Origin of the sequence: Kineosporia babensis (assembly GCF_021129305.1) — a bacterium.
In the GTDB taxonomy this organism is placed as follows: Bacteria; Actinomycetota; Actinomycetes; order Actinomycetales; family Kineosporiaceae; genus Kineosporia; species Kineosporia babensis.
The window spans coordinates 151,273-172,627 of the sequence record NZ_JAJOMB010000014.1 but is presented as its reverse complement, the minus strand read 5'-3'; the positions used below and the strand labels follow the sequence as shown (position 1 = coordinate 172,627).

Below are 21,355 nucleotides of genomic sequence, written 5' to 3'. Positions count from 1 at the left end.
AAGCCGTGCACGGTCGTCGCGCGCACTTCGTGCTACCGCATCCCTGAACCGCATCCGCCGGTTTCAGCTGTATTACTGCCGGGCAGGCGGTTTCGATGTCCGAGACCAGGCCGTCCAGAGCCGTGCGTAGCGTCCGCCCATGGTGAGAAGTTCTTCATGCGAGCCTATTTCGACGACGCGGCCATGGTCCATCACCGCGATCCGGTCGCACACTCGAGCCTGGGACAGCCGGTGGGCCACGACAATGGCTGTGCGGCCTGAGAGCAACGCGGTCGCAGCGTGTTCCAGGTCCCGTGCGCCGGCGCTGCCGGCCTCGGCGGTCGCTTCGTCCATGACCACGACGGGTGGATCGCGTAGGACGATGCGGGCCAGGGCGAGCTGCTGGTCCTGCACCGGGCTGAGGTGCTGTCCGCCGGGCCCGACCCTGGTGTCGAGGCCGGCGGGCAGCGCTGTCACCCAGCCCAGTGCGCCCACGCGGTTCAGCGATTCGCGAATCTCGTTGTCCGTACGACCGGGCGCGGCGAAAGCGACATCGTCACGAAGGGTTCCGCTGAAGACGTGAGTTTCCTGGGAGACCAGAGCAATCCAGTCGCGCAGCTGTGCCGGTGCCACCTCGGCGACCGTGAGCCGCGTACGGCCGTCCGTCAGGACGGCTGTTCCGCCGGTGGGTGGGAACATCCCGGTGAGGATGCCGGCCAGGGTGCTCTTACCGGCGCCGCTGGTCCCCACCAGAGCCAGGGACGATCCGGCGGGCACCTCCAGGTCGATGTCGGCTACGACGTCGTGAACACCGTCGTAGGAGTGCCGCACCTGCGACACGTGCAGGGCGACGGCACCCTGAGGGGGCGGGGCGTCGACGTACTGCCGCGCCGGGACGAGAGCGACTCCGATGATGCGGGCCAGGGCCGCTCCGGCGCGCTGGACCTGGTCGAAGGAGTTGAGAAGCGTGCCGAGGGGGTCGAACAGGCGGTGGAAGAGCAACGCCGCGGCGGTCACGGCACCGACGCTGACGACGTCATCGTGCACCAGCCAGTACCCGGTAAGCAGAATCGTCGAAAGTCCCGCTGCCTCGGCCGCGTTCATCGACTTGGTCAGCCACAGCGACAGCCCGATCGTGCGGACCCGCAGTTCGAGGCTGTGTCCGGATGCCTCCTCGACGCGACGGGTCTGCAGGTCGGCCATACCGTACGCCGCCACCGTGGGGCGTCCGTGCAGGGACTCCAGGAGTACCCGCCCTCGCTCGGCCGAGGCGCGTCGTTCCTGGGCGTACAGCGGTCCGGACCGAGGGAGGTACCGGCTCAGACCGAACGCGTAGAAGGGCAGCACCACGACGAAGGCCAGGGCCAGGCGCCAGTCGAGCCCGGCGACCGCGGTCACCGCAACGAGCAGCGTACTTCCCGCGGTCGACACCGCGGCCACCAAAGGGATGGCAGCAACGAAGGTCTCGACGTCCTCAGTGACCCGGGAGGTGACGTCCCCGCTGCCGGCCGGCTCCAGAAGGCCGGGGTCCAGGTCGAGCGCGGCCGTCAGGGCCTGCTCACGGATGTCGGCAGCAATTTGCGCCCCGAGGCGGGCGGTGGAACGCTGCGCCAGCGCGGTCAGGACGGCCCCGAGAAGCGCGGTGATCACGAGTGCGGGCAACAGCAGGGGCAGGTCCGAGGACGAGCCAACACGGACCGCGTCCACACACCGCCCCAGCAGCACCGGCACCACGACGACGCCGATACTGGCCGTCAGGGTCCAGACGACCGCAGCCGCAAGATCACCGGGATGGCTGAGGGCGGACCGGCACAGTCCTCGCCAGGTCTGGCGTCCGCTCGCAACGGGAAGGACGCTCATCGCAGAACCACTTTCCGGTAGTCGGGGCGTTGCATGAGCCGGTCGTGCGAGGCGATGGCTGGGGCGGGATACCCGTTCAGGAAGACCACGCGATCGCACGACATCAGCAGAGGCGGCGAGGTGGTGACGACCACGGTGGTGTGATGAGACCGCAACTCTCGCAGTTTCTGGGCCACCGCGTCCTCCGTGACCGCATCGACCGCGCTGAGCGGATCGGTGAGAACCAGCACAGGCGGGTCCGCCGCCAGCGCCCTGGCCAGAGCCAGCCGCTGGCGCTGGCCGCCCGAGAGGTTGATGCCCCCGTCCAGAAGGCTTTCCGACTGGATGGTGTGGGCCTCGGCCGCGGTCAGGGACAGCTGCGTCCACTCCTGCGGAACGTCCCGCCCCGTGTTCAGGGCCTCCTGGATGGTGCCGCCGAGCAGATACGCGTGCGGCGGTTCCACCAGCAGGCCGGGCCGGGCTGCCGTGCGCAAGGCTTCGCTCAGATCCTGCGCCGTGGCCTGGTCAGCGGTGACGACTCCGAGCATTTCGCCGGGGCGAAGGTCGACGTCCAGGCCGGGAAGACGCGCGATCGGAACGAGGTTGTCCAGGCTCGTGCTTTCGGTAACCCCGCCAGAGGTCAGCGGGATCAGCCGGGCAGCACTGGCCCGGCAGACGGCTGTCTGCTGGACGCCCGTTGCGATCCGCTGCACCGGTTCGGCGACGAAGGACGCCATCGCCACCACAGTGACGAACTCGCCGATGCTGATCCGGCCTGACAGCGCCATGCCTGCAGCCACGGCCGCGGTCACGACCACGACGGTCGCGGTGGCCAGAAGACCGACACCGGCGACAACGGAGGACGCGGTGGCCGCCTCACCAGCGGCCCTCAGGGATACGCGACTGGCGGCCCGGTATCGGCGAGTCGCCTCGCGCGTGCCACCGAACCCGTGAATGGTCCGCAGTGCGCTGACGAGTTCCGCGGCCAGAGCCGCGGCCAGGCCACCGGTCTGCTGCTGGGCCGCGACCTTGCGCTCCAGCCAGGGACCGATCCGCTCCACGCCGATCATCAGCAGAGGGACCATGACCACCAGCCCCAACCCGAGAGCGAGATCGACCCGCACCAGGACGAACACGGTGACGCCCAGACCCGCAATACCGGACACGATGAGCGAGAGTGCTGGAAGGATCCCCGCCAGCGCCGTGGTGTCCGACGTCAGGATGGCCATCAGTTCGCCCGCGGTGCGGTGCTGACCGGCCGACGGATCGGCCAGAACCCGGCCGGCCGCCTGCACGCGGAGCGCATGCGCCTCCCTCTGCACGCTGACGCTGAGCATCCAGTACGCCAGACCGCCGCACGTGGCCAAAAGCGTGAACAGCACGAGGATCCCGGCCACCGCCACGAGGATGGTGGAGGGCGCACCCCCGCTGACGGCATGATCGATGCTCAGCCCGATGGCCAAGGGCACCAGCGCTTCACACGTCTGATGCACCATCGACGCCGAGCATCCGACGACGAGGGGCCGGGCCCGTCGCCGCACCACCTCGCGCAGCAGCGCACGTTCCGGGCTCATCGGTCCCCAACCTCACGTCGATCACTACAGGAGCGATCACACGCTAGGCAGGCGCCCTGACCGTCCGGTATTGATTCGGGCGAAGGCGAATCCTCGGCTCAGCCCGCCTGCTCGTCCTGACCAGACCCCAAGAGCGACAGCAGGAGGTCACCGGCCGGCTCCAGCCCGTAGATGACCCGGCGTCCGCTGCGACGCCGGTACACGACCTCCGCCGCCAGCAGGGCCGAGAGCTGCTCGGAGACGGTGCTGGGCGCCAGTTTCAGCTCGTGGGCCAGAGCGGTCGTGCTCGAGGGACGCTTCAGCGCCAGCAGCAACCGGGCCCGGCCGGGGCCGATCAGGGCGGCCAGCCGGTCCAACGGGGCGCCGTCGGAGACGGGCGGTGCCGGCGCGAGAACACCCTGGCCGCGGGACTGGTACGACATCGACTGAATCTGGGGATGATCCGTCGAGATCATCGTGATGTCCTCGGCGAAGATCAGCGGCAGCAGCAGGAGCCGTTGGTTGACGGCCCGCACCGTGGATTCCTTGTCGTTGCGCGGGAAATTCAGCACAGGAGGCTGCCACACCTGGGGGCCGTGCAGATCCAGCAGCAGCGCGTCCGGACCGTCGGCGGCCAGCGCCCGGGCGCGGGCCAGTACCTCTTCGTCCAAGGCGACCCGCATCGCGGGCCAGTAGGGCGCCAGAGCCTTGTCCCAGTACACCTTGAACGCCTCGGCGAGGCGGGCGAACGCCTCCTCTGGCTCCCGCGCGTACGGTTGGAGGAAGCTAGGAGTTCCCTCGGGGTAGTGCTTCTCGATCTGTGCGCGGATCACCAGCGGCGAGCCGTGGCGCAGGCGATCGAGTTCGGCCCGCAGGTCGGGGAATGCCTCTTCAGGGATGGGGGTGAAGGCATCCGGGGTGGGGCGGCCATGGTTCGCGCCGTACAGCTCGCTGTACACCCGCAGCGGAGCCGTCTCGGGCGTCGTCCGCAGGATCTTCCGCGCGTTGATCGCCCAGCTCGTGTAGGGCCAGGGAACGATCGTGGGGTGCCGGTGCAGGATGTGGAGGCCGCGGATCATCTCGTGCAGTCGGCTGATCGCGACCCTGGTCCGGGAGAGGGTCGCCTCGTCCAGGTGAACACGGATCACGACACAAGCCTACCCAGCGCCCCATCGGCTCCGTGTACTCCGCAAGGGCTGATCCCGATGCAAGACATCCGATGTGGGTAAAGGGCGCAAGTTCTGATCAACGCCAGGTCGCTGAGAGACTCATCCACCATGCGGGACATTTGGGATAGATACCTCATATGGCGGCGTAGCGGATCACGATCGCGCCTTAGGGCTGCGATCAGGGCCGGTCTACCGTTCATGTTGGTCATGTTCCTGCTCTTGCTGGCCTTTTCGTCGGCCAGTCTCGGGAGGACGGTGATCATCAGCCTCATCGCGGGCGCCTGGATGGCCGGCTTCGGGGCGCTTTCATGGGAACCGCAGGTCGGGCCGGATCCCTCCTCCGAACCTCAACGCTCGAAGGAATAGGCGAACCTGCAAATATTCGTCATCGCGACGCACTGGCGTAGGCGCCTATCGCACCCGACGCCCATCCTGCGTCGACCGCAACGTCATGGGCACGCCCGCGGCGCTGCCGGGCGGTCCTGCGCTGGGGTAGTTGTCAGCGTCGGCAGCGCGGTGGCTTTCTCGCCGTCCATCAGGTCAGCGGTGCAGCGCCATTTATCCTAGATGACCGAATGTCTACACTCGCCGGGCATGGTCATTAACTCCAGTCGGCGCCTGCGGGTGGCTGTCCAGGTAGCGCCAGAGCACGCTGACTACGCGGCGATCCGGCAGGCCGCCTTGGCCGCGGATGAACTTGGCGCGGACGTGGTCTTCAACTGGGACCACTTCTTCCCTTTGGGCAAGGTGCGCGAAGGTAGGCATTTCGAGTGCTGGACCATGCTCGGCGCCTGGGCGGAGTCGACATCACGCGCAGAGATCGGCGCCCTGGTCAGTTGCAACAGCTATCGCAATCCGGATCTGCTGGCCGACATGGCCCGCACGGTCGATCACATCAGTGGCGGCCGGCTGATCCTGGGACTGGGCGCTGGTTTCCGTGAATGGGAGTACACCCAGTACGGCTACGAGTTCGGCACACCAAGGGAACGTGTGCAGGACCTCGCGACGGCCCTGCAGCGGATTGAGCAGCGCTTGGCTGTCCTGAATCCGGTCCCCACCCGCAAGGTCCCCATCCTGGTGGCCGGCGGAGGCCCGAAGACGTTGCGGCTGGTTGCCCAGCACGCTGACATCTGGCACACATTCGCTGAAGGCGACGACCTTGGCCACAAGTCCCAGGTTCTGGACCAGTACTGCCGGGAGCTCGGACGCGAGCCGGACGCTATTGAGCGCTCGACTTTCGTCAAGGGCGATCCATGGGAGGTGGGACCACGCTATCGCGACCACGGCATCACTCTGTTCACCATCTTCACGTCCGGCCCCCACTTCGACCTCAATGAGCTGCGGCGCTGGATCGCCTGGCGCGATGACCAGAACGGCAGATAAGTACCGCGCCACTGCAGGTGCTGGCTAAGTACCGATAGGCCCTCACCGCATCGCGGAGCGTTCAAGGCGCTGGGCCAGGGCGGCTGGTGAACGTTCTGGGCGTCGTTTGGCAATAGACAAGTCGTGGCCATCCTGCCGGGTGTCCCGACAGCCACCTCGTCACCCAGATCAGCAACCAGAAAGTCGAGTTCAGCTTGTCCGACCAGTCGCTGCAGTCCAAAGCACCTGAGAACAACGACTCCCCAGAGAAAGAGAACACCGACCCCGCGGAAGCGACCGGCAGCAGGTCGATCCGACCGTGGCTCATGTTCCTCGCCTGCATCGCCGTCGTTCTGGGTCTTCTGGCCGGGGCCTTCTTCGCCTTCGGGCCACAGTCCGACCCTTCTGACCAGGCCAGCGAGGCCGCCCCAGGCCCCGCGTTCGGAGTCTTCAGGGGCACCTCACCCACCGCCGTGGCCGAGTTTTCGCAGTCATCCAAGCGTGACGTCGAGTACGTGATCGACTACTCCGCGCGCGCCACCTGGCAGGAAATAGCCCGCCCTGACTACATGCTCGAGGCCTGGAAGAACCGCGGATACCGCATGGTCTACGCCACGGCCATGCTCCCGACGGAGGACAAGACCGCGACGATCGCGGCCGGGGCCCAAGGAGATTACGACGAGCACTACACCATCTTGGCCAACAACCTGGTCGCGGCCGGTCAGGGCAACGCCATCATCCGGCTCGGCTGGGAGTTCAACGTCCCTGAGTCGCGCTGGCACCCCACCTCCCGCGAGGATTTCATCAGCTACTGGCAACGGATCGTGACAGCCATGCGGGCAGCGCCGGGGGCCGAGAACCTCGAGTTCGACTGGACGGTGAACATCGGATCCACCGCATCCGGCTTCGATCCGCGCGTGTACTTCCCAGGACGGGACTACGTCGACTACGTCGGGGTTGACGTCTACGACACCTCCTGGGCCGAGAAGACCTACCCCTTCCCCAAGAATTGCGACGAGAGTTGCCGGGAGGAACGTCGTCAGGCCGCCTGGGCCAACCAGCTCGACGGACCACTCGGGCTGACCAGCTGGGTAGGTTTCGCGAAGGCCGCCGGACTGCCGTTGTCCGTACCGGAGTGGGGCCTGTGGGAGCGACCCGACGGTCACGGTGGCGGCGACAACCCCTATTTCATCGAGCAGATGCTGAAATTCATCGAGACCCCGGAGAACGACGTGGCTTACCACGCGTACTTCGACTTTGACGTGGCCAAGGCCGGAACCCACGAACTCTCCGCGATGCCGCAGGCCCAGCAAAGATTTCAGGAACTGATCGCTCCGTAGCGTTCCTGCGATCACGGCGGACCCTGTCGGTGGCTGGGCCGATCCCCAGCCACCGACGTCCAGGCATTGTCCAGGATGAAGGCGCTGCGCTCGTTCTAGCCGAGCATCCCGGCGTAGCAACCTCTACCGGGCTCACGAACGCGCGGCCCAGGTCACCGGGACACCGGGACGCTCCCGGTGACGTTCCCTTTGCTGGCGCACCTGTTCGGTGAACTCCAGTCGTGGGCAGGTCTCGCAGGTGCCGTGACCGTGCCCCAGCCGGATCAGGCAACAGGTGGTGCGGTGCTGCCGCAACAGATCGGGTTCCTCGTCATCCGCTTGCAGGACAGTCAGTTCGCGCCCGGCCCGCTCGGTCAGGGCGGCTTGTGCTTCGTGCGCGGCCCGAGCCACGGCCGCCCGGTCCACCGCAGCCACGCCGCGGTACACGCGCCCGAAAGCCGCGGCCAGTGAAGAAGCCGGGCCGCCCATGGCTGCAGCCAGGGTCAGGCGGGACGGACGCCGCACCGCCTCCACCATCGGGTCCAGGTGCTGGGCCACGGCCGCGCCCAACTGCGCCGCACTCACGTGACCGAGCAGGATCCGTTCCTGGTGCCGAACCACCAGGGTGGCACCGTGCTGGTCGACCTGGGCCTGCCAGTGCTCGGGCCGCAGCGACATCTGCCGTCCGGTGAGAGCCCAGACCATCACCACCACGGACAGCAGGCGGCCGCTGTAGTGCTGGAGGCTGCAGGCCGCGCCCGGGGCCAGGTGCGGGGTGGCCAGCCAGTGGCTGTAGGCCCGGGCGGGCGGCTCCCACCAGTCCGGCCCGGTCATGGCCGAGACCTCGGTGAAGTCACCCGCCTGGGCCGTGTAGGGCAGCCGGTTCAGTTGCGCCAGCACGGAGGATGGCAACGGGTCCACGAGGCCCTCTCAAGTCTGCGGACCCTGGTCGCGAGAGTCACTGACGGACAACAGAAGCCGACAGGTCTTCGGACTCGGGATCAACCAACGGCACAGCCTTCCCAGGAGCTGGCTCCCAGTGGCGCGATCGTGCCGCCGTCACCCTCACCGCTGCGCGCCAGTCCCGGAATCACACCGGAGTTCCCTGGCATCCATCGGGATGCGATCGACTCGGCCCGAACGCTAGCACGCGCAGAAGTCGAGCCCTCGACCCTCTGTGTCAGGCTCTTGCGCAAGCCTGCTCCCACGCGGCCACCAGTTCCGCCACCCCGGGATAGCGCCGCTGCGGGCTCGGCTGCGTGGCCCGCTCGACCACCGCCCACTGCTGTGCGCTCCCCCGCCACTCCCGCGGTCCGTCCAGCAAGTGCTGAACCACTCGCCCCAGCGCGAAAACACTGGTCCGGTAATCGATCACCGCTCCGCGCACCATCTCCTCCGGCGCCATGTAGCGCTTCGATCCCGGCAGCCGCTGCGAGCTGAGAACGAAGGGACCGGGCCGGTACTCGTCGAGATCGATCAGGCTCACCCGCCCGCTGTCCGCGTCGTAGAGCAGGCAACCGTCGTACAGGTCACCGATCACCCAGCCTGCCGCGGCCACCGCCCGGTGCGCCTGCAGCACCTGGTCGACCACCCGAACCGCCCGCTGGACGGGCTCGCGCTGCAGACGCAGCAGCGCGCTGCGATCCGACCCCGCCGTCGTCGCGCGATTCAGTACCTCGCCTTCACGCCACGGGTAGACCAGGGTCGGGCCGTCCGTCCCGTCCAGGACCATCGACAGAGGAACAACCGCGTCGTGGCGGACCACCGCGTGCAGCGCCGCCGCCCGGGCCAGCCCGGCCCGGGCCGAGGGCTGCACGGCGGTCTTGACGAACCAGCGCTGCCCGGCGTGCTCGACGCCCCACGACCGGCAGCCCGAGTCCTGGGCATCGAAGACGGCGAAGGCCCGGCCGATCCCCCAGTGCTCCATGCGCTCAGGGTAGGCAACCGCGGCTCATCCATGCCCGAGCGTGTCGACAGCGACCGCGACGATCCGGTTGCGCCAGGTGGTGCTCCAGCCGTCCTCGTGGGCCAGCAGGGTCAGCATGGCCAGGGCCCCCAGCGCACCGATCACCCGCACGAACCGGTCCGAGGCGGGCTCGCCCGACACCCCGAACGCCTCCAACACCGGCGCCGGCCTGACCTGCTCACTCCCGGTCGCCATCGCACTGATCAGGTACGCCACCAACCCCGGACTGCGGCCGGCCTGATCGACCAGGATCTCCAGCGCCAGCCGGTCGCGGTCCGGCCCCAGCGGCAGATCAGCGACCTGCTCCACCGCCTCCCGCATCAGCGCGTGCGAACGCTCACGGACCGCCTCGCCCAGGGCCTCTTTGGAAGGGAAGTGATGCAGCAGGCCCGCCTTCGAAAGGCCCACGGCCGTGGCGACGGTCTGTACCGACGTCCCTGAGTAGCCCAGCCGGGCGAAGTAGCCAGCGGCGGTGTCGAGGATGGTGCGCTCGATGTGTCCAGCAGAGGGCCGTGCCATCTGGACATGCTAGCGAAGGCGATCGGTATGGTTGGCGTACCGACCATATTGGTCGGTACAGGAGCCAGGGAGGCCAACGATGACCGACCGCATGAAGGGCAAGGTCGCCCTCGTCACGGGTGCTGCCCGGGGACAGGGCCGCAGCCACGCCGTACGACTGGCTCAGGAGGGCGCCGACATCATCGCCCTCGACATCTGCGCGCCGGTGCCGGGCGTCAACTACGCGATGCCGGACCCGGACGACCTGGCCGAGACCGCCCGGCAGATCGGGGCGTTCGACCGCCGGGTCGTCACGATCGTCGCCGACGTGCGCGACCGGGAGGTCCTGAGCACAGCAGTCGCCTCTGCGGTGGCCGAACTCGGGCACCTGGACGTGGTGGTGGCCAACGCCGGGATCAGCCCGATCGGCCCGCAGACGCCGTTCACCGCCTACTTCGAGACCGTCGAGATCAATCTGGGCGGCGTCGTCAACACGATTCACGCCGCCTACGAGCACCTCTCTGCGGGTGGCTCGATCGTCTGCACCGGCTCGATGGCCGCCCTGCTGCCCGGGAACTCGATGGCCAGTCCCAAGGCCGGGGCCGGAGCGGCCGGCTACAGCTACGCCAAGCGAGCCGTCGCCCGCCTGGTCCACGACCTGGCCATCATGCTCGCCCCGCAGTCGATCCGGATCAACGCCGTGCACCCGGGCAACATCGACACGCCCATGCTGCAGAACCAGGAGATGTACCGGCTGTTCCGCCCCGACCTGGAGAACCCCGGCGCCGACGACGCCCAGGCCGCGTTCGGGTCCATGCACCTGCTCCCGGTCAACACCCTCGACCCCAACGACATCTCCGAGGCCGTCCTGTTCCTCGCCTCCGACTCCGCTCGCTACATCACTGGCTCCCAGCTGGCCGTAGACGCCGGGGCCACCCTGCCCACCCGGGATTCCGGCGCCCCCGCCTGACCACACCGGGAAGGGGACGACCGGGCGCCCCCCTTCCCGGAGACCAACGCGGCTGCCGGCATCCTCACGCCATGTCCCAGGAGCACGCGCTGAAGGCCGCCGAGCTCAGCGTGCTCGCCCAGGCGAACCACCTGAAGCACCCGTTGCCTGCCCAGCGCGCCTGCAGGTGGGCAGGCTCAGCTCTTAGTTGCCCTGACCAGGCGCGTTACCGGGAACGATGCCGCTGAACGGGGTCAGCACCGCGAAGACCACCGTGATCGCCAGCACGATCACCGCGGGGACCAGTAGCTGCCGCCAGTCGCGTTGCCCGCTGTTTCGGGAGGCGTGCCGGGCCGTTTCACCGGTTGGCTCGCTGGCTGGGCGCACGGCGAAGTAGATCCCCGACAGGGCCACGGTGAGCCCTGCGTACTGACAGAACTCGGCCCACTCCTGCAGCCGGCCGAAGAAGCCAAAGCTCTCCGGGACGAACAGGGCCAGGAAGCGGTACCCGGCGATGGTGAGGAAGAGCGGGATCGTGCACAGCGCAGGTGCGACGATCCGCCAGAAGGAGTCCGGCCGCACGTTTCCCAACCGCCCGTACAGCGACAGGCCGACCATCACCAGGCCGATCACCACCTGGATACCCCGAAACAGCGCCTCTGGGTCGAAACCCGAGTTGAAGTTGTGCAGGTTGGTCTCGGCCTGCCGGTTGCCCTCGAAACCTTCCGGGGTGGCCCAGCCGAACACCCGCTGGGCCCAGGAGATCTCCTCCCCGGCGAGGAAGAACCAGGCCAGCCCGCCGAGCAGCAGCGCGACCGCCAGAACGGGCTGCCCTCGGCGCAGCGCGGGCCGGACCGACATCAGCGCCAGGAAGCAGACGAACAAGCAACCGGCAAACTGCGCCCACTCCACCGGCCAGTCCTCGTGCAGCAGCTTGTCGTACTCGGGCCGGAAGAACACCGCGCTGCCGACCAGCAGGAGCAGGCTGGTCAGCGGCAGCCAGAACAGGCCTCGGGCGAGCGACTCGGGCAGGCCGTCCTGCGCCGCGTCGTCCTGCAGTCGCTGGCGCTGCGCGGCGATACCCCCTGATGCCGGCCAGGTCAGAGTCACATTCCCTCCCCGTTGATGAACCACAGATGGACAAAGGCTTACCAGAGGCCCAATCCGTTGCGTACCGCCGGAGACTAATCAGGAAAGATGAGGGAAAAATGAGACGAACGAAGTCCTCCAGGTGGCAGCCGCGCCCTCTCACGACGCCGGTGACCCGGGCCAGCGTGAAAAGCCTCACCCCGCCCACCCTGAATCTCTGACCGCTGCTCACTAGCGTGGTTCCGCCTGACCGATCGAAACACCGGAAGGACCGACCATGGGCCGGATCGACTACCTGTACGACTCCGGACTCGCCCGGATCACTCTCACCAGCAGCTCCGGCACGAACCCGATCGATCAGCCGTTCGTCGACGAACTCTTCGCCGCCGTGCAACGGGCCCAGAGCGACGACGCCGCCGTGGTCCTGGTCTGTTCCGACGGCAAAGCGTTCAGCGTCGGCGGTGACATCAAGTCGTTCGCCTCGGCGGAAGAACCTGGCCGGCTGCTGGACTCCCTCGCCGACCAACTGCACCGCAGCATCAGCGAACTGCAGCGTATGGACGCGATCGTCGTCTCGCAGGTGCGGGGCACGGCCGCCGGTGCCGGGGTGGGGCTCGCGGCGGCTGCCGACATTGTGCTCAGCGCCGAGTCCGCCCGTTTCGTTCTCGCCTACACCGGTATCGGTTTCTCACCCGATGGTGGGGCCTCCCTCCTGACCACGACCCTCGGCCTGCATCGGGTGCTTCACCTAGCGCTGCTCAACCCGGTGCTGACCGCACGACAGGCACAAGAGAGCGGGCTGGTAGCCCAGATTCATCCGGATGACGACCTCGAACAGGCCACCACCACGGTCGTGAAACAGCTTCTGGCCGGTTCGCGGCCGGCCCAGGCCGCCACGAAGCGGCTGCTTCGCGAAGCCGCTCTGCCCTCGCCCGAGACCGCCCTGCGACAGGAGACGCTGAGCATCCGCACGTGTGCCGAATCCCCGGACGGACGCGAGGGCATCGCCGCCTTCGTCGCGAAGCGTCCACCCAGCTTTCCGAGCGTCAGTCCTGCGGCGCGAAGCTGAAAGCCAGCCGTCGCAAGGCCTTCGCGCAGCCGGCGGGCTGGTCCAGCGGAACGTGGTGGGAGCCCGCGTAGCGGCAACCGGCTGTCCACCAGCACCAGACCGGAAATCAGGTGGGGCGAGCGGGCGGCCGCTGCGACAGCCACCAGACCGCCCATGCTGTGCCCGACCAGCAGGGCCGGGCGGTCGGTGGTCGCCGAAAGCACCGCAGCCACTTCTTCAGCCCAGAGCTTTCCCGAGTAGCGCTGCCGGTGGGCGCTGTCGCCGTGACCGCTCAGGTCGTTGGTCACGACCTGAGATCGGCCGCCGAGCAGCCCGGCGACCTCCCGCCACCACCCGGAATGCGCCGCTCCGCCGTGCACCAGACAGATCGTGGGAGCTTCGGCGAGCCCGTACCGCTGGTAGGCGATCGACACTCCGCCCACCCGAAGATCCAAGGTCACGACGCGGCCCGGGAGGCTTCGAGCAGTTCCTGCACGGTGACCAGTTTCTGCCTCGGGCGCGACTTCTCGCCCCCGAGGCGCTTCTCTTCCCGGTCGATCCGGGCCCAGGCGGACTTGTCCAGCAGGTCGCTCACCCGCTCGCCCAGCAGCTTCCCGAAGTCCTCGGCCGACCTGGTCGGCGTGCTCAGCCGGTCAGCGCCCAGGCCCTGCCGGAACCTCTCCCGGTGCCACCGAACACCTGACGATCAGCTGACGAGGAATGCCTCCCTGATCTCCGCGACCAGCACTCCGGGCTGCTCCCAGCCCGGGAAGTGCCCGCCTTCCTTCATCTCGTTCCAGCTGGTCAGGTTGCTGAATCGACGCTCGGCCCAGCGCCGGGCGATCGGGAAGGGCTCGCCCGGGAAGAAGGAGCAGGCGGTCGGGACGGTGACCGGCAGGGCGTTCTCCTGCTCGGGCCCTCGTGGGGTGTCCCGCCGGGTCTCCCAGTACCAGCGCGAACTGGAAGCGCCGGTGCGGGTGAACCAGTACAGCGCGATGTTGTCCAACTGCTGGGCCAGCGGCACCCCACCCTCACCGGAGAACTCGTCCAGGCGCTCGCCCAGCCAGGCGGCCAGGCCGGCGGGAGAATCGAGCAGCGCATAACCCAGCGTCTGCGGCCGGGCGCCGAGCACCAGCGAGTGTGTGCCGTTGAGGAAGAGGAACTGATCGCGCTTGGCCAGCATCAGCTGCTCGGCCTCGTCAGCACTTTCGCGATCTTCCGGCAACGGGGAGGCGACCGGCATGGTCAGATGCAGCCCCAGCAGGCGTTCCGGGAGTTGGGTGGCCAGTTCGATGCTGACGAACGAGCCCCAGTCGCCACCGTGCGCGGCGAACTTCTCGTAGCCCAGGGCCGCCATCAACTCGGCCCAGGCCCGGGCGGTGCGGGCCAGACCCCAGCCTGTCCCGGCCGGGCGCTCGCTGAATCCGTAGCCGGGCAGCGCCGGGATGACCACGTGGAAGGCGTCTGCCGCTGAACCGCCGTGCGCCACCGGATCGGTCAGCGGGCCGATCATGTTCTCGAACTCCAGGACCGATCCCGGCCAGCCGTGGGTCAGCAGCAGTGGCCTGGCCCCGGGCTCGGCGGAACGGACGTGCCAGAACGCGATGTCGAGGCCGTCGAGACGCGCCCGGTAGTGGCCGATCGCATTCCACCGCTGTTCCAGGGCCCGCCAGTCGTGCTCGCGCCAGGCTCGCAGCAGGGTGTTGAGCCGTTCCAGGGGGACGCCCTGCGAGGTGTCCGGAACGGTTTCGGGCTCGGGAAGCCTTACCCGGTCCAGGCGTTCGGCCAGGTCGTGCAGATCGGCGTCGGGAACATGGACCGGGAAGGTTTCGATCATCGCGGTGTCCTCCAGGTTGTGACTCGACCGGGACTCGAACTATCACACGTCAACGGCCGTCCGCAGTTCCTGACGTTTTCCGGAACCTGCGCTTCCCATTACCTGACGATCTCAATCTCTGGGGCAGAACGTGTTTCAGACCGATTGGAAAAGTCGCCGCCGCGCGCTCGTCGGCCTAGCCTGGCCGAGCCACCCCAGATCTGGAGGAATCACGATGGACACCGCCCAGCCCCGGAGCGTAGAACCGGCCGACAGCCGCGACATGGTCGGGGCCCACGACATGTTCCGCCTGCACTTCGGCGCATTGCCCGAACTCGTCCGCAGCGTCGCGGACGAGGACCAGGCGCGGGTGCCGGTGATCGCCGAACACGTGGGGCTGCTGGCGAGCCTGCTGCACGGGCATCATGCCAGCGAGGACGCCCATGTCTGGCCCAAGCTGCACGAGCGCTGCCCGGACGAGATCCAGTCGCTGGTCGCGACCATGGAGTCCCAGCACGCCCAGATCGACATCGGGCTGCAGGACCTGGAGAAGCAGGCTCAGGTGTGGGCGCAGACCGGTGATCCAGCTGACCGGGATGCCCTCGCCGCGAGCGCCGATCGCCTGAACCCGGCGCTGCGTGAGCACCTGGAGCTGGAAGAGGGCCGGGTGCTGCGGCTGATCGACACCTACCTGAGCCAGGCCGAATGGAAGGAGACGGTGGCTGCCAGCGCCGGCAAGCTCACCCCGGCCAGCGGTGCGCTGGCGATCGGGATGATGCTGGATCAGGCCGACCCGGACATGCAGGAACTCATCCGCGCAGGCGTTCCTGACGATTTCTGGGCCGAGGTGCGGCCCGCTGCCGTGGCCGCCTACGACGGCTACGCCGAGCGCGTGTACGGATCCGCCCGGCCCTGAGTTCCGCTTCCAGCGAAAGGTTCCCATGACGACCGCGTACCTGTACCACGAGGCGTTCGCCTGGCACGACAGCGGAACGGCCGCTCCCCTGCTGCCCTCGGACCCGCGAGCCGGGTTGCAGCCTTTCCAGCACCTGGACTCTCCCGACACCAAGCGCCGCATCCACGAACTCGTGGTGGTTTCCGGCCTGGCCGACCATCTTGACCGGCTGCCCTCGGACCTGGCCTCGGAGCGGCAGGTTCTGGCCGTTCACGACGAGGCCTACCTGCATCGGCTGCGGCAGGCGTCGGACGGGTCCGGTGGCGATGCCGGCGACGGGATCTCGCCGTTGGGCCGGGGCGGGTTCGAGATCTTGCTGCGCGCCGCCGGCGGCGCTGTCGCCGTCGTCTCGGCGGTGGCCGAGGGTCGCGCCCGGAACGGATACGCCCTGGTCAGGCCGTCCGGTCACCATGCTCTGGCGAACACCGGGATGGGGATGGCCTATCTGAACAACGTCGCCATCGCCGTCACCGAGGTCAGGGCCCGGCCCGGGATCGGGCGGGTGGCCGTGCTCGACTGGGACGCCCACCACGGCAACGGCACGCAGGCCATCTTCGCCGAGGACCCGTCGGTGCTGACGATCTCCCTGCACCAGGACAACGTCTTTCCACCGGGCAGCGGCTCCATCGACGAGCGGGGCCAGGGTGCCGGGCTCGGCTCGGCGATCAACGTGCCCCTTCCGGCCGGAACCGGCGACGGTGGGTACGCCTACGCGATGGAGCGGGTGGTCGTTCCGGCGCTGCACCGGTTCGGGCCCGACCTCATCGTCGTTGCCTCGGGCCTGGACGCCAACGCCATGGACCCGCTGGCCCGGCAGTTACTCAGCTCCGGCGGCTTCCGGAGCCTGACGAAAACTCTGATGCAGACGGCGGAAACGCTCTGCTCAGGGCGGATCGCCATGATCCACGAAGGTGGTTACGCCGCCGGGTACGTGCCGTTCTGCGGCCTGGCGATCCTGGAGGAACTCGCCTCCCGGACCACGGTGCCGGACCCGTACCTCGGTCTCGTCCAAGGCTTCGGCGGCCAGGACCTGCAGCCCCATCAGCGCGCCGCCGTCGACCGGGCCGCAGCCGCCGCCGATCTCTGACCGGCTCACCGGGAGAACCCATCTGCCCCAACTGTCGGATAGATCTTTTTCCGGGAAATCTGTTTAACGCCCCTCACACCTCGGCCTAACCGTGCCTTGTGCCCGACCTTCGCAGGGACGTCGCCAGGCCGCCAGAACGCGGTTCCCACCGCGATATTCATGAGAACGCCTTAATTCGCGGGCGTGCTAGAAAACTTCCCCATGGCCCTGACCCGTCACAAGAAGTTCCGGCCGGTGCTCATTGCCGCCGCAACTGCCGTCACCGTCGGAGGCACCGGCGCCGCTTACGCCTGCGGCCCGTGGGCCGGCAACGGCACCAACGCCAACGCCGCCCAGATCTCCAACAACTCTGCTCTGCCGCCCGGCCCTTCGCAGACCACCGAGGCCGAGGAGGACGAGGCCGAGTCGCAGGACACCCCGACCGCGGCCGCCACCACCCCGAGTAAGAAGGAACTCCGGGAGCACCGGCGCAAGCACCGCCACCACCACCGCCCTGGTCACGGGCAGCCGACCACCACGGCACCCACCACCGACCCGGGCGAGCCCGACGACCCGAGCGACCCGGACGACGAGCCCACCTCGCAGCCCACCGGTTCGACCGATGCTCCGCCGGACACTCCCAGCACCGAGCCCACGAAACCGACCACCGAACCGACCAAGCCGACCACGACCACCCCGCCGGCCGGCGCCGGCGGCACGCTCGCGCAGTACCAGGCCAAGGTGCTCGAGCTGACCAACGCCGAGCGCAAGAAGGCCGGCTGCAACGTCGCCCTGACCGCCAACGCCGCGCTGACCAAGTCCGCGCAGGGCCACGCCGAGGACATGCTGAAGAACAACTACTTCAGCCACGACAGCCAGGACGGCACCAGCCCGTTCGAGCGGATGACCGCCGCCGGTTACACCTGGGCGGGGGCCGCGGAGAACATCGCCGCCGGGCAGTCCAGTCCGGAGGCGGTCATGAAGGGGTGGATGAACTCGGCCGGGCACAAGGCCAACATCCTGAACTGCGGCCTGACCGAACTGGGCGTGGGTTACGCGGCCGGTAGCGGCGCCGCCTACGGCCAGTACTGGGTGCAGAACTTCGGCTCGCCCCGCAAGTAGGCCCTTCGTGGTGGTCCCGGATCTGATCCGGGACCGCCACGGTCGTTCAGTGCCCGGTGTCGGGCAGCGTGGATGCGGATCGCCAGCCGTGGCGCTGCAGCATGCGGGCCATGGTCCCGGCCGCCACCAGCGCCGAGGCAGCGATCACCAGGGCCACGATCCGGTAGGACTCGTCGTACGCGGTGAAGGCCGCCTCCAGCACGGCGAGGTCGTTCCCGGCGATCTCCAGCGCCGTCGCAACCGATCCGGCGCTCGCTGCGTCGGCGCCCTCCGGCAGAACGACCCGGCTGGTGTAGAGCGAACCGATCATCGTGCCCAGTACCGCCACCGCGATCAGGCTGCCGAACTCGTACGAGACCTCCTCCACCGACGAGGCCATCCCGGCCCGTCGCGGTGGGACGTTGCCGACGATCGCGGTCGAGGCCACCGCCATCACCGCTCCCAGGCCGACTCCGATGCCCACCAGGGAGCCCAGCACGAGGGCGAAGGAGCCGAGCGACAGCGCGAGCACCGCGGTGGAAACACCGGCAACCGCCAGGCCTCCGGCGATCAGCAGACGCAGACCGATCACATGCAGGTAGGCACCGCTGAGCAATGCTGTGGGCAGAGAACCCAACGCCAGAGCAGCGATCAGCAGACCTGCCTGCAAGGGTGTATACCCGGCCACCAGCTGGAACCGCTGGGTCGTGATCAGCTGCACGCCGGCGACCACGAACATCGACAGCGTGGCCGCGAGCGCACCGGCGGCGAAGGCCGCGTGGCGGAAGATGCCGAACTCGAGCAGGGGATGCGCGATCGTCCGCTGCCGGCGCACAAACAGGACCCCGCCCAGAACGGCCAGAATTGCTGCTGCAATGACAATTTCGCCGCTTCGTTCCTTGATCAGGAGCACCAGGCCGACCAGGGTCAGCAGAGCCAGGACGGACGAGGGGAGATCCCATTCCCGGCTGGGATCGGGGTCGTTGGGCGGCGCGACGAGGGGAACCGCGATCAGCGCCACCGCGATCACCGGAACGTTGATCAGGAACACCGAACCCCACCAGAACGACGACAGCAGGGCGCCGCTGATGATCGGCCCGAGGGCCATGCCCACGACCGAGACGGAGCCCCAGACCGCAATGGCGATGTTCCGTTCCTGGGCATCGGTGAAACCGACCCGGATCAGCGCCAGGGTCGCCGGCATCATCGCGGCCGCCCCGACCGCAAGGATGCCCCGGGCGGCGATGAGCACCTCCGGACCGGGCGCGAAAGCAGCGCCGAGGGAAGCTGCCCCGAAGAGACAGAGCCCCACGACGAACATCCGGCGGTGCCCGACCCGGTCGCCCAGGGTGCCCGCCCCGAGCAGGAGGCCGGCCATGACCAACGGATACGCGTTGATGATCCACAGGCTTTCGGTGGCGCTGGCCCCAAGGTCGGCGGTCAGGGTCGGCAGCGCGGTGTAAAGGATCGAGTTGTCCAGGGTGATCAGCAGCAGCCCCATGGACACGGTGGTCAGCAGCAGCCAGCGCCGCGAGTGCATGTACTTCCTCTTTCGGTTTCAGACGTCGGCCGGCAGGTGGATCTGGGCCAGTTCCTGAGTGCAGCGGGTGAGCGCGACGTAAAGCCGGTTCCAGCCGCGGGGCTCGGCCGCTATCGCGTGCGGATCGACCACCAGGGCCGCATCCCATTCCAGGCCCTTGGCCTCGGACGAGGTCAGCACCGGCAGACCGGGCAGGGCCGCCGCGAGTTCGGCGATCCGGGCGTGCGGCGCGACAACACCCACCGTGCCGCCGTTCCAGCGCTGCTGCATGGCCTGGACCGCCTCCTGCGCGGCTGCGGCCAGCTCTTCCGGCCGGACGCTGGACTCCCAGGGGGCGAACCCGCTGCTGCGCACCGCACGGGGCGGACTGTTCAGGCTGCCCGCCTTCTGCAGGACCGGCCCGGTCAGGTCCATCACCTCGATCGGCGTGCGGTAGCAGATGGTGAGCTCGGCAGCGTTCCAGCGCTCGCCGAAGACTCCCCCGACGGCCTGGGCCCAGCTGGTGCGCCGGTGCGCGGCCTCCGTCTGGTCGATGTCCCCGACCGCGGTGATCGACCGGGACGGGCACCGGCGCAGCACCATCTGCCACTGCATCCCCGACAGCTCCTGGGCCTCGTCGATCACCACGTGCCCGTACACCCAGTTCCGCTGTCGGCGGGCCCGATCCGCGATGAACTCGCCGCCCGGTTCCGGCGCCGCCGCATCACCGAGTTCGTGGGCCACCGCGTCGAGCAAAGGGATGTCGCTCGACGCCCAACCCGAGGGACCGCACCCAACCAGGGCCGTCTCGTCCCCCGTCAGGTGTCCCTTCAGGAACTCCTTGCTGTTCAGCAGGTTTCGCAGAACCAGGCCGGGCTCGAGAGTGGGCCACCAGGCCTGAATCACTGCGGTGACCTCGGCGCTGGCGGCAACGCTCTCCCGGATCTCGTCGACTTCGTCCTCAGTCAGGGCGCTTTCGGTGCCTGCCCCATCGGTGAAGCGGGCCAGGATGTCTTCGTAGCCCTCGTCGACCTCGTCCAGGAGTGTTTCCCGGGCCTGGACGATGATGTCGGTGAGGACCTCCCGGAACTGCCCGGAGAACACCTGCCGAGCCTGGTGGTAGGGCCGCTGCCGAACCGCGGTGAGCAACTGGTGCACTCGGGCGGCGGACACCTCGTGCTGCTCGCCCTCCCACCGGACCTTCAGATCCTCAGGCGCGGGTAGCAGCGAAGCGACGTACGCCTCGATGGCCGGCTGCCACTGCTCCCGGCCCTTGATCTCGGCCTGCTCGCGACTCTCGGACCGGGTGACCCTCACCCCGGGGAGCAGGGTGTCGCAGGTGGCCGAGACCACCGCGGTCTCGCCGAGGGCAGGCAGAACCTGAGCGATGTAGTCGAGGAACCGGTGGGAGGGGCCGAGCACGAGCACGGCCTGGTCGGCGATCTGCTCGTGGGTGAACAGCAGGTAGGCCACCCGGTGCAGGGCGACGACCGTCTTGCCGGTGCCTGGACCGCCCTGGACGATCAGCGGACCGTCGGCCTCGGCCCGGATGATGTCGTCCTGCTCGCGCTGCAGCGTGGCGATCGCCGCGCTCATCTGCCCGGTGCGCCGCTGTCCCAGCGCCGACAGCAGGGCTCCCTCACCGACCAGGCCGTTGTCAGTGCCCCCGCTGAGCGGTTCGTCGTTGACCCCGGTCACCGTGGCCGCCTCGACCAGGACGTGCCGTCGACGGGACTGGCCCTCCGGCTGCAGCGGGGTCGCCGTGTAGAACGGGCGGGCGGCGGCCGCCCGCCAGTCCAGCACCAGCGGGTCGGCGTGCTCGTCCTGGTTGGAGACGCCGACCCGGCCGATGCGGCGCACGGTTCCGTCCAGGGCGTCGATCCGGCCGAAGACCAGGCCCTTGCGGGCCTGGTCCAGCTCGCGGTGACGCCGGCGCAGCAGGGCGCCGCGGGCCTGGGCCTCGACGCTGGTGGGCAACGCCGAGGCTTCGCTCTCCAGGTGCGCCAGGAGCTGACTGTGCCGGGCCAGCGCCTGGTCAAGGAACGCCTGCTCCTCCAGTACCGCTGCCGCGTGCTGACTTTCCTGAACCATCGGGCTCCTCCGCCTTCCGAAACACCCGTGGACCCG

General features: G+C 68.7%; 18 protein-coding genes, 1 pseudogene and 1 riboswitch. Of the genes and pseudogenes, 7 read left to right on the top strand and 12 right to left on the bottom strand.

What is annotated here, in order from left to right:
- Positions 1 to 72: 72 nt before the first annotated feature.
- The 3 genes from LR394_RS24485 to LR394_RS43160 all read right to left on the bottom strand — a co-directional run bounded on the left by LR394_RS24485 (position 73) and on the right by LR394_RS43160 (position 4,519).
- On the bottom strand, positions 73 to 1,839 hold the full coding sequence (locus LR394_RS24485; protein WP_231446296.1) for an ABC transporter ATP-binding protein: 1,767 nt from the start codon (positions 1,837 to 1,839) through the stop codon (positions 73 to 75).
- Positions 1,836 to 3,392 (bottom strand): ABC transporter transmembrane domain-containing protein, encoded by a 1,557-nt coding sequence (locus tag LR394_RS24480; protein WP_231446294.1) that lies wholly within the window; start codon positions 3,390 to 3,392, stop codon positions 1,836 to 1,838. The genes LR394_RS24485 and LR394_RS24480 overlap by 4 nt, the downstream gene beginning before the upstream one ends.
- 98 nt (positions 3,393 to 3,490) lie before the next feature.
- Positions 3,491 to 4,519 (bottom strand): ArsR/SmtB family transcription factor, encoded by a 1,029-nt coding sequence (locus LR394_RS43160; protein WP_231446292.1) that lies wholly within the window; start codon positions 4,517 to 4,519, stop codon positions 3,491 to 3,493.
- A 615-nt stretch (positions 4,520 to 5,134) separates the two neighbouring features.
- Here LR394_RS43160 and LR394_RS24470 point away from each other — a divergent pair.
- Positions 5,135 to 5,923, top strand: coding sequence for an LLM class F420-dependent oxidoreductase (locus LR394_RS24470; protein WP_231446290.1), 789 nt, complete (start codon positions 5,135 to 5,137; stop codon positions 5,921 to 5,923).
- 305 nt (positions 5,924 to 6,228) lie between these two features.
- Positions 6,229 to 7,242, top strand: a complete 1,014-nt coding sequence (locus tag LR394_RS24465; protein WP_231446288.1) for a glycoside hydrolase family 26 protein — start codon at positions 6,229 to 6,231, stop codon at positions 7,240 to 7,242.
- Between the two features lie 132 nt (positions 7,243 to 7,374).
- Here LR394_RS24465 and LR394_RS24460 read toward each other — a convergent pair whose 3' ends face one another.
- From LR394_RS24460 to LR394_RS24450, 3 genes are all read right to left on the bottom strand, one after another.
- Entirely contained in the window at positions 7,375 to 8,142 is a 768-nt protein-coding gene (locus tag LR394_RS24460; protein WP_231446286.1) for a (2Fe-2S)-binding protein, read from the bottom strand.
- A gap of 42 nt (positions 8,143 to 8,184) precedes the next feature.
- Positions 8,185 to 8,367, bottom strand: a riboswitch (cobalamin riboswitch).
- Between the two features lie 34 nt (positions 8,368 to 8,401).
- Positions 8,402 to 9,148, bottom strand: coding sequence for a protein kinase family protein (locus tag LR394_RS24455; protein WP_231446284.1), 747 nt, complete (start codon positions 9,146 to 9,148; stop codon positions 8,402 to 8,404).
- A 24-nt stretch (positions 9,149 to 9,172) separates the two neighbouring features.
- Complete coding sequence (locus LR394_RS24450) at positions 9,173 to 9,706, bottom strand: TetR/AcrR family transcriptional regulator (protein ID WP_231446282.1); 534 nt, start codon at positions 9,704 to 9,706, stop codon at positions 9,173 to 9,175.
- A 79-nt stretch (positions 9,707 to 9,785) separates the two neighbouring features.
- Here LR394_RS24450 and LR394_RS24445 point away from each other — a divergent pair, with 79 nt between their 5' ends.
- Positions 9,786 to 10,655, top strand: coding sequence for a mycofactocin-coupled SDR family oxidoreductase (locus LR394_RS24445; RefSeq protein ID WP_231446281.1), 870 nt, complete (start codon positions 9,786 to 9,788; stop codon positions 10,653 to 10,655).
- A gap of 183 nt (positions 10,656 to 10,838) precedes the next feature.
- On the opposite strand, the gene LR394_RS24440 is transcribed toward LR394_RS24445, so the two are convergent.
- Positions 10,839 to 11,744 (bottom strand): hypothetical protein, encoded by a 906-nt coding sequence (locus LR394_RS24440; protein ID WP_231446279.1) that lies wholly within the window; start codon positions 11,742 to 11,744, stop codon positions 10,839 to 10,841.
- Between the two features lie 256 nt (positions 11,745 to 12,000).
- On the opposite strand from LR394_RS24440, the gene LR394_RS24435 reads away from it, so the two are divergent.
- Positions 12,001 to 12,792: an enoyl-CoA hydratase-related protein gene (locus tag LR394_RS24435; protein ID WP_231446278.1), complete on the top strand. Its 792-nt coding sequence runs from the start codon at positions 12,001 to 12,003 to the stop codon at positions 12,790 to 12,792.
- Here the strand turns inward: LR394_RS24435 and LR394_RS43735 are convergent.
- From LR394_RS43735 to LR394_RS24425, 3 genes and pseudogenes are all read right to left on the bottom strand, one after another.
- Positions 12,732 to 13,205, bottom strand: a pseudogene (locus LR394_RS43735) (alpha/beta fold hydrolase); the annotation flags it as partial. The gene LR394_RS24435 and the pseudogene LR394_RS43735 overlap by 61 nt on opposite strands.
- Positions 13,206 to 13,228: 23 nt before the next feature.
- The gene (locus LR394_RS24430; protein ID WP_231446276.1) at positions 13,229 to 13,366 is read right to left on the bottom strand and encodes a hypothetical protein; all 138 of its coding nucleotides are present in this window, start codon (positions 13,364 to 13,366) and stop codon (positions 13,229 to 13,231) included.
- A gap of 111 nt (positions 13,367 to 13,477) precedes the next feature.
- The gene (locus LR394_RS24425; RefSeq protein WP_231446274.1) at positions 13,478 to 14,608 is read right to left on the bottom strand and encodes an epoxide hydrolase family protein; all 1,131 of its coding nucleotides are present in this window, start codon (positions 14,606 to 14,608) and stop codon (positions 13,478 to 13,480) included.
- Between the two features lie 214 nt (positions 14,609 to 14,822).
- Here LR394_RS24425 and LR394_RS24420 point away from each other — a divergent pair, with 214 nt between their 5' ends.
- The 3 genes from LR394_RS24420 to LR394_RS24410 all read left to right on the top strand — a co-directional run bounded on the left by LR394_RS24420 (position 14,823) and on the right by LR394_RS24410 (position 17,730).
- Entirely contained in the window at positions 14,823 to 15,503 is a 681-nt protein-coding gene (locus tag LR394_RS24420) for a hemerythrin domain-containing protein (RefSeq protein ID WP_231446271.1), read from the top strand.
- Between the two features lie 25 nt (positions 15,504 to 15,528).
- Positions 15,529 to 16,629: a class II histone deacetylase gene (locus tag LR394_RS24415; RefSeq protein ID WP_231446269.1), complete on the top strand. Its 1,101-nt coding sequence runs from the start codon at positions 15,529 to 15,531 to the stop codon at positions 16,627 to 16,629.
- A gap of 201 nt (positions 16,630 to 16,830) precedes the next feature.
- The gene (locus tag LR394_RS24410; protein WP_231446267.1) at positions 16,831 to 17,730 is read left to right on the top strand and encodes a CAP domain-containing protein; all 900 of its coding nucleotides are present in this window, start codon (positions 16,831 to 16,833) and stop codon (positions 17,728 to 17,730) included.
- 46 nt (positions 17,731 to 17,776) lie between these two features.
- Here the strand turns inward: LR394_RS24410 and LR394_RS24405 are convergent, their stop codons facing one another.
- Positions 17,777 to 19,249 (bottom strand): MFS transporter, encoded by a 1,473-nt coding sequence (locus LR394_RS24405; protein ID WP_231446265.1) that lies wholly within the window; start codon positions 19,247 to 19,249, stop codon positions 17,777 to 17,779.
- An 18-nt stretch (positions 19,250 to 19,267) separates the two neighbouring features.
- Positions 19,268 to 21,319 carry a HelD family protein gene (locus tag LR394_RS24400; protein ID WP_231446263.1) on the bottom strand — a complete coding sequence of 684 codons (2,052 nt, stop codon included), beginning with the start codon at positions 21,317 to 21,319 and terminating at the stop codon, positions 19,268 to 19,270.
- Between the last annotated feature and the right edge of the window lie 36 nt (positions 21,320 to 21,355).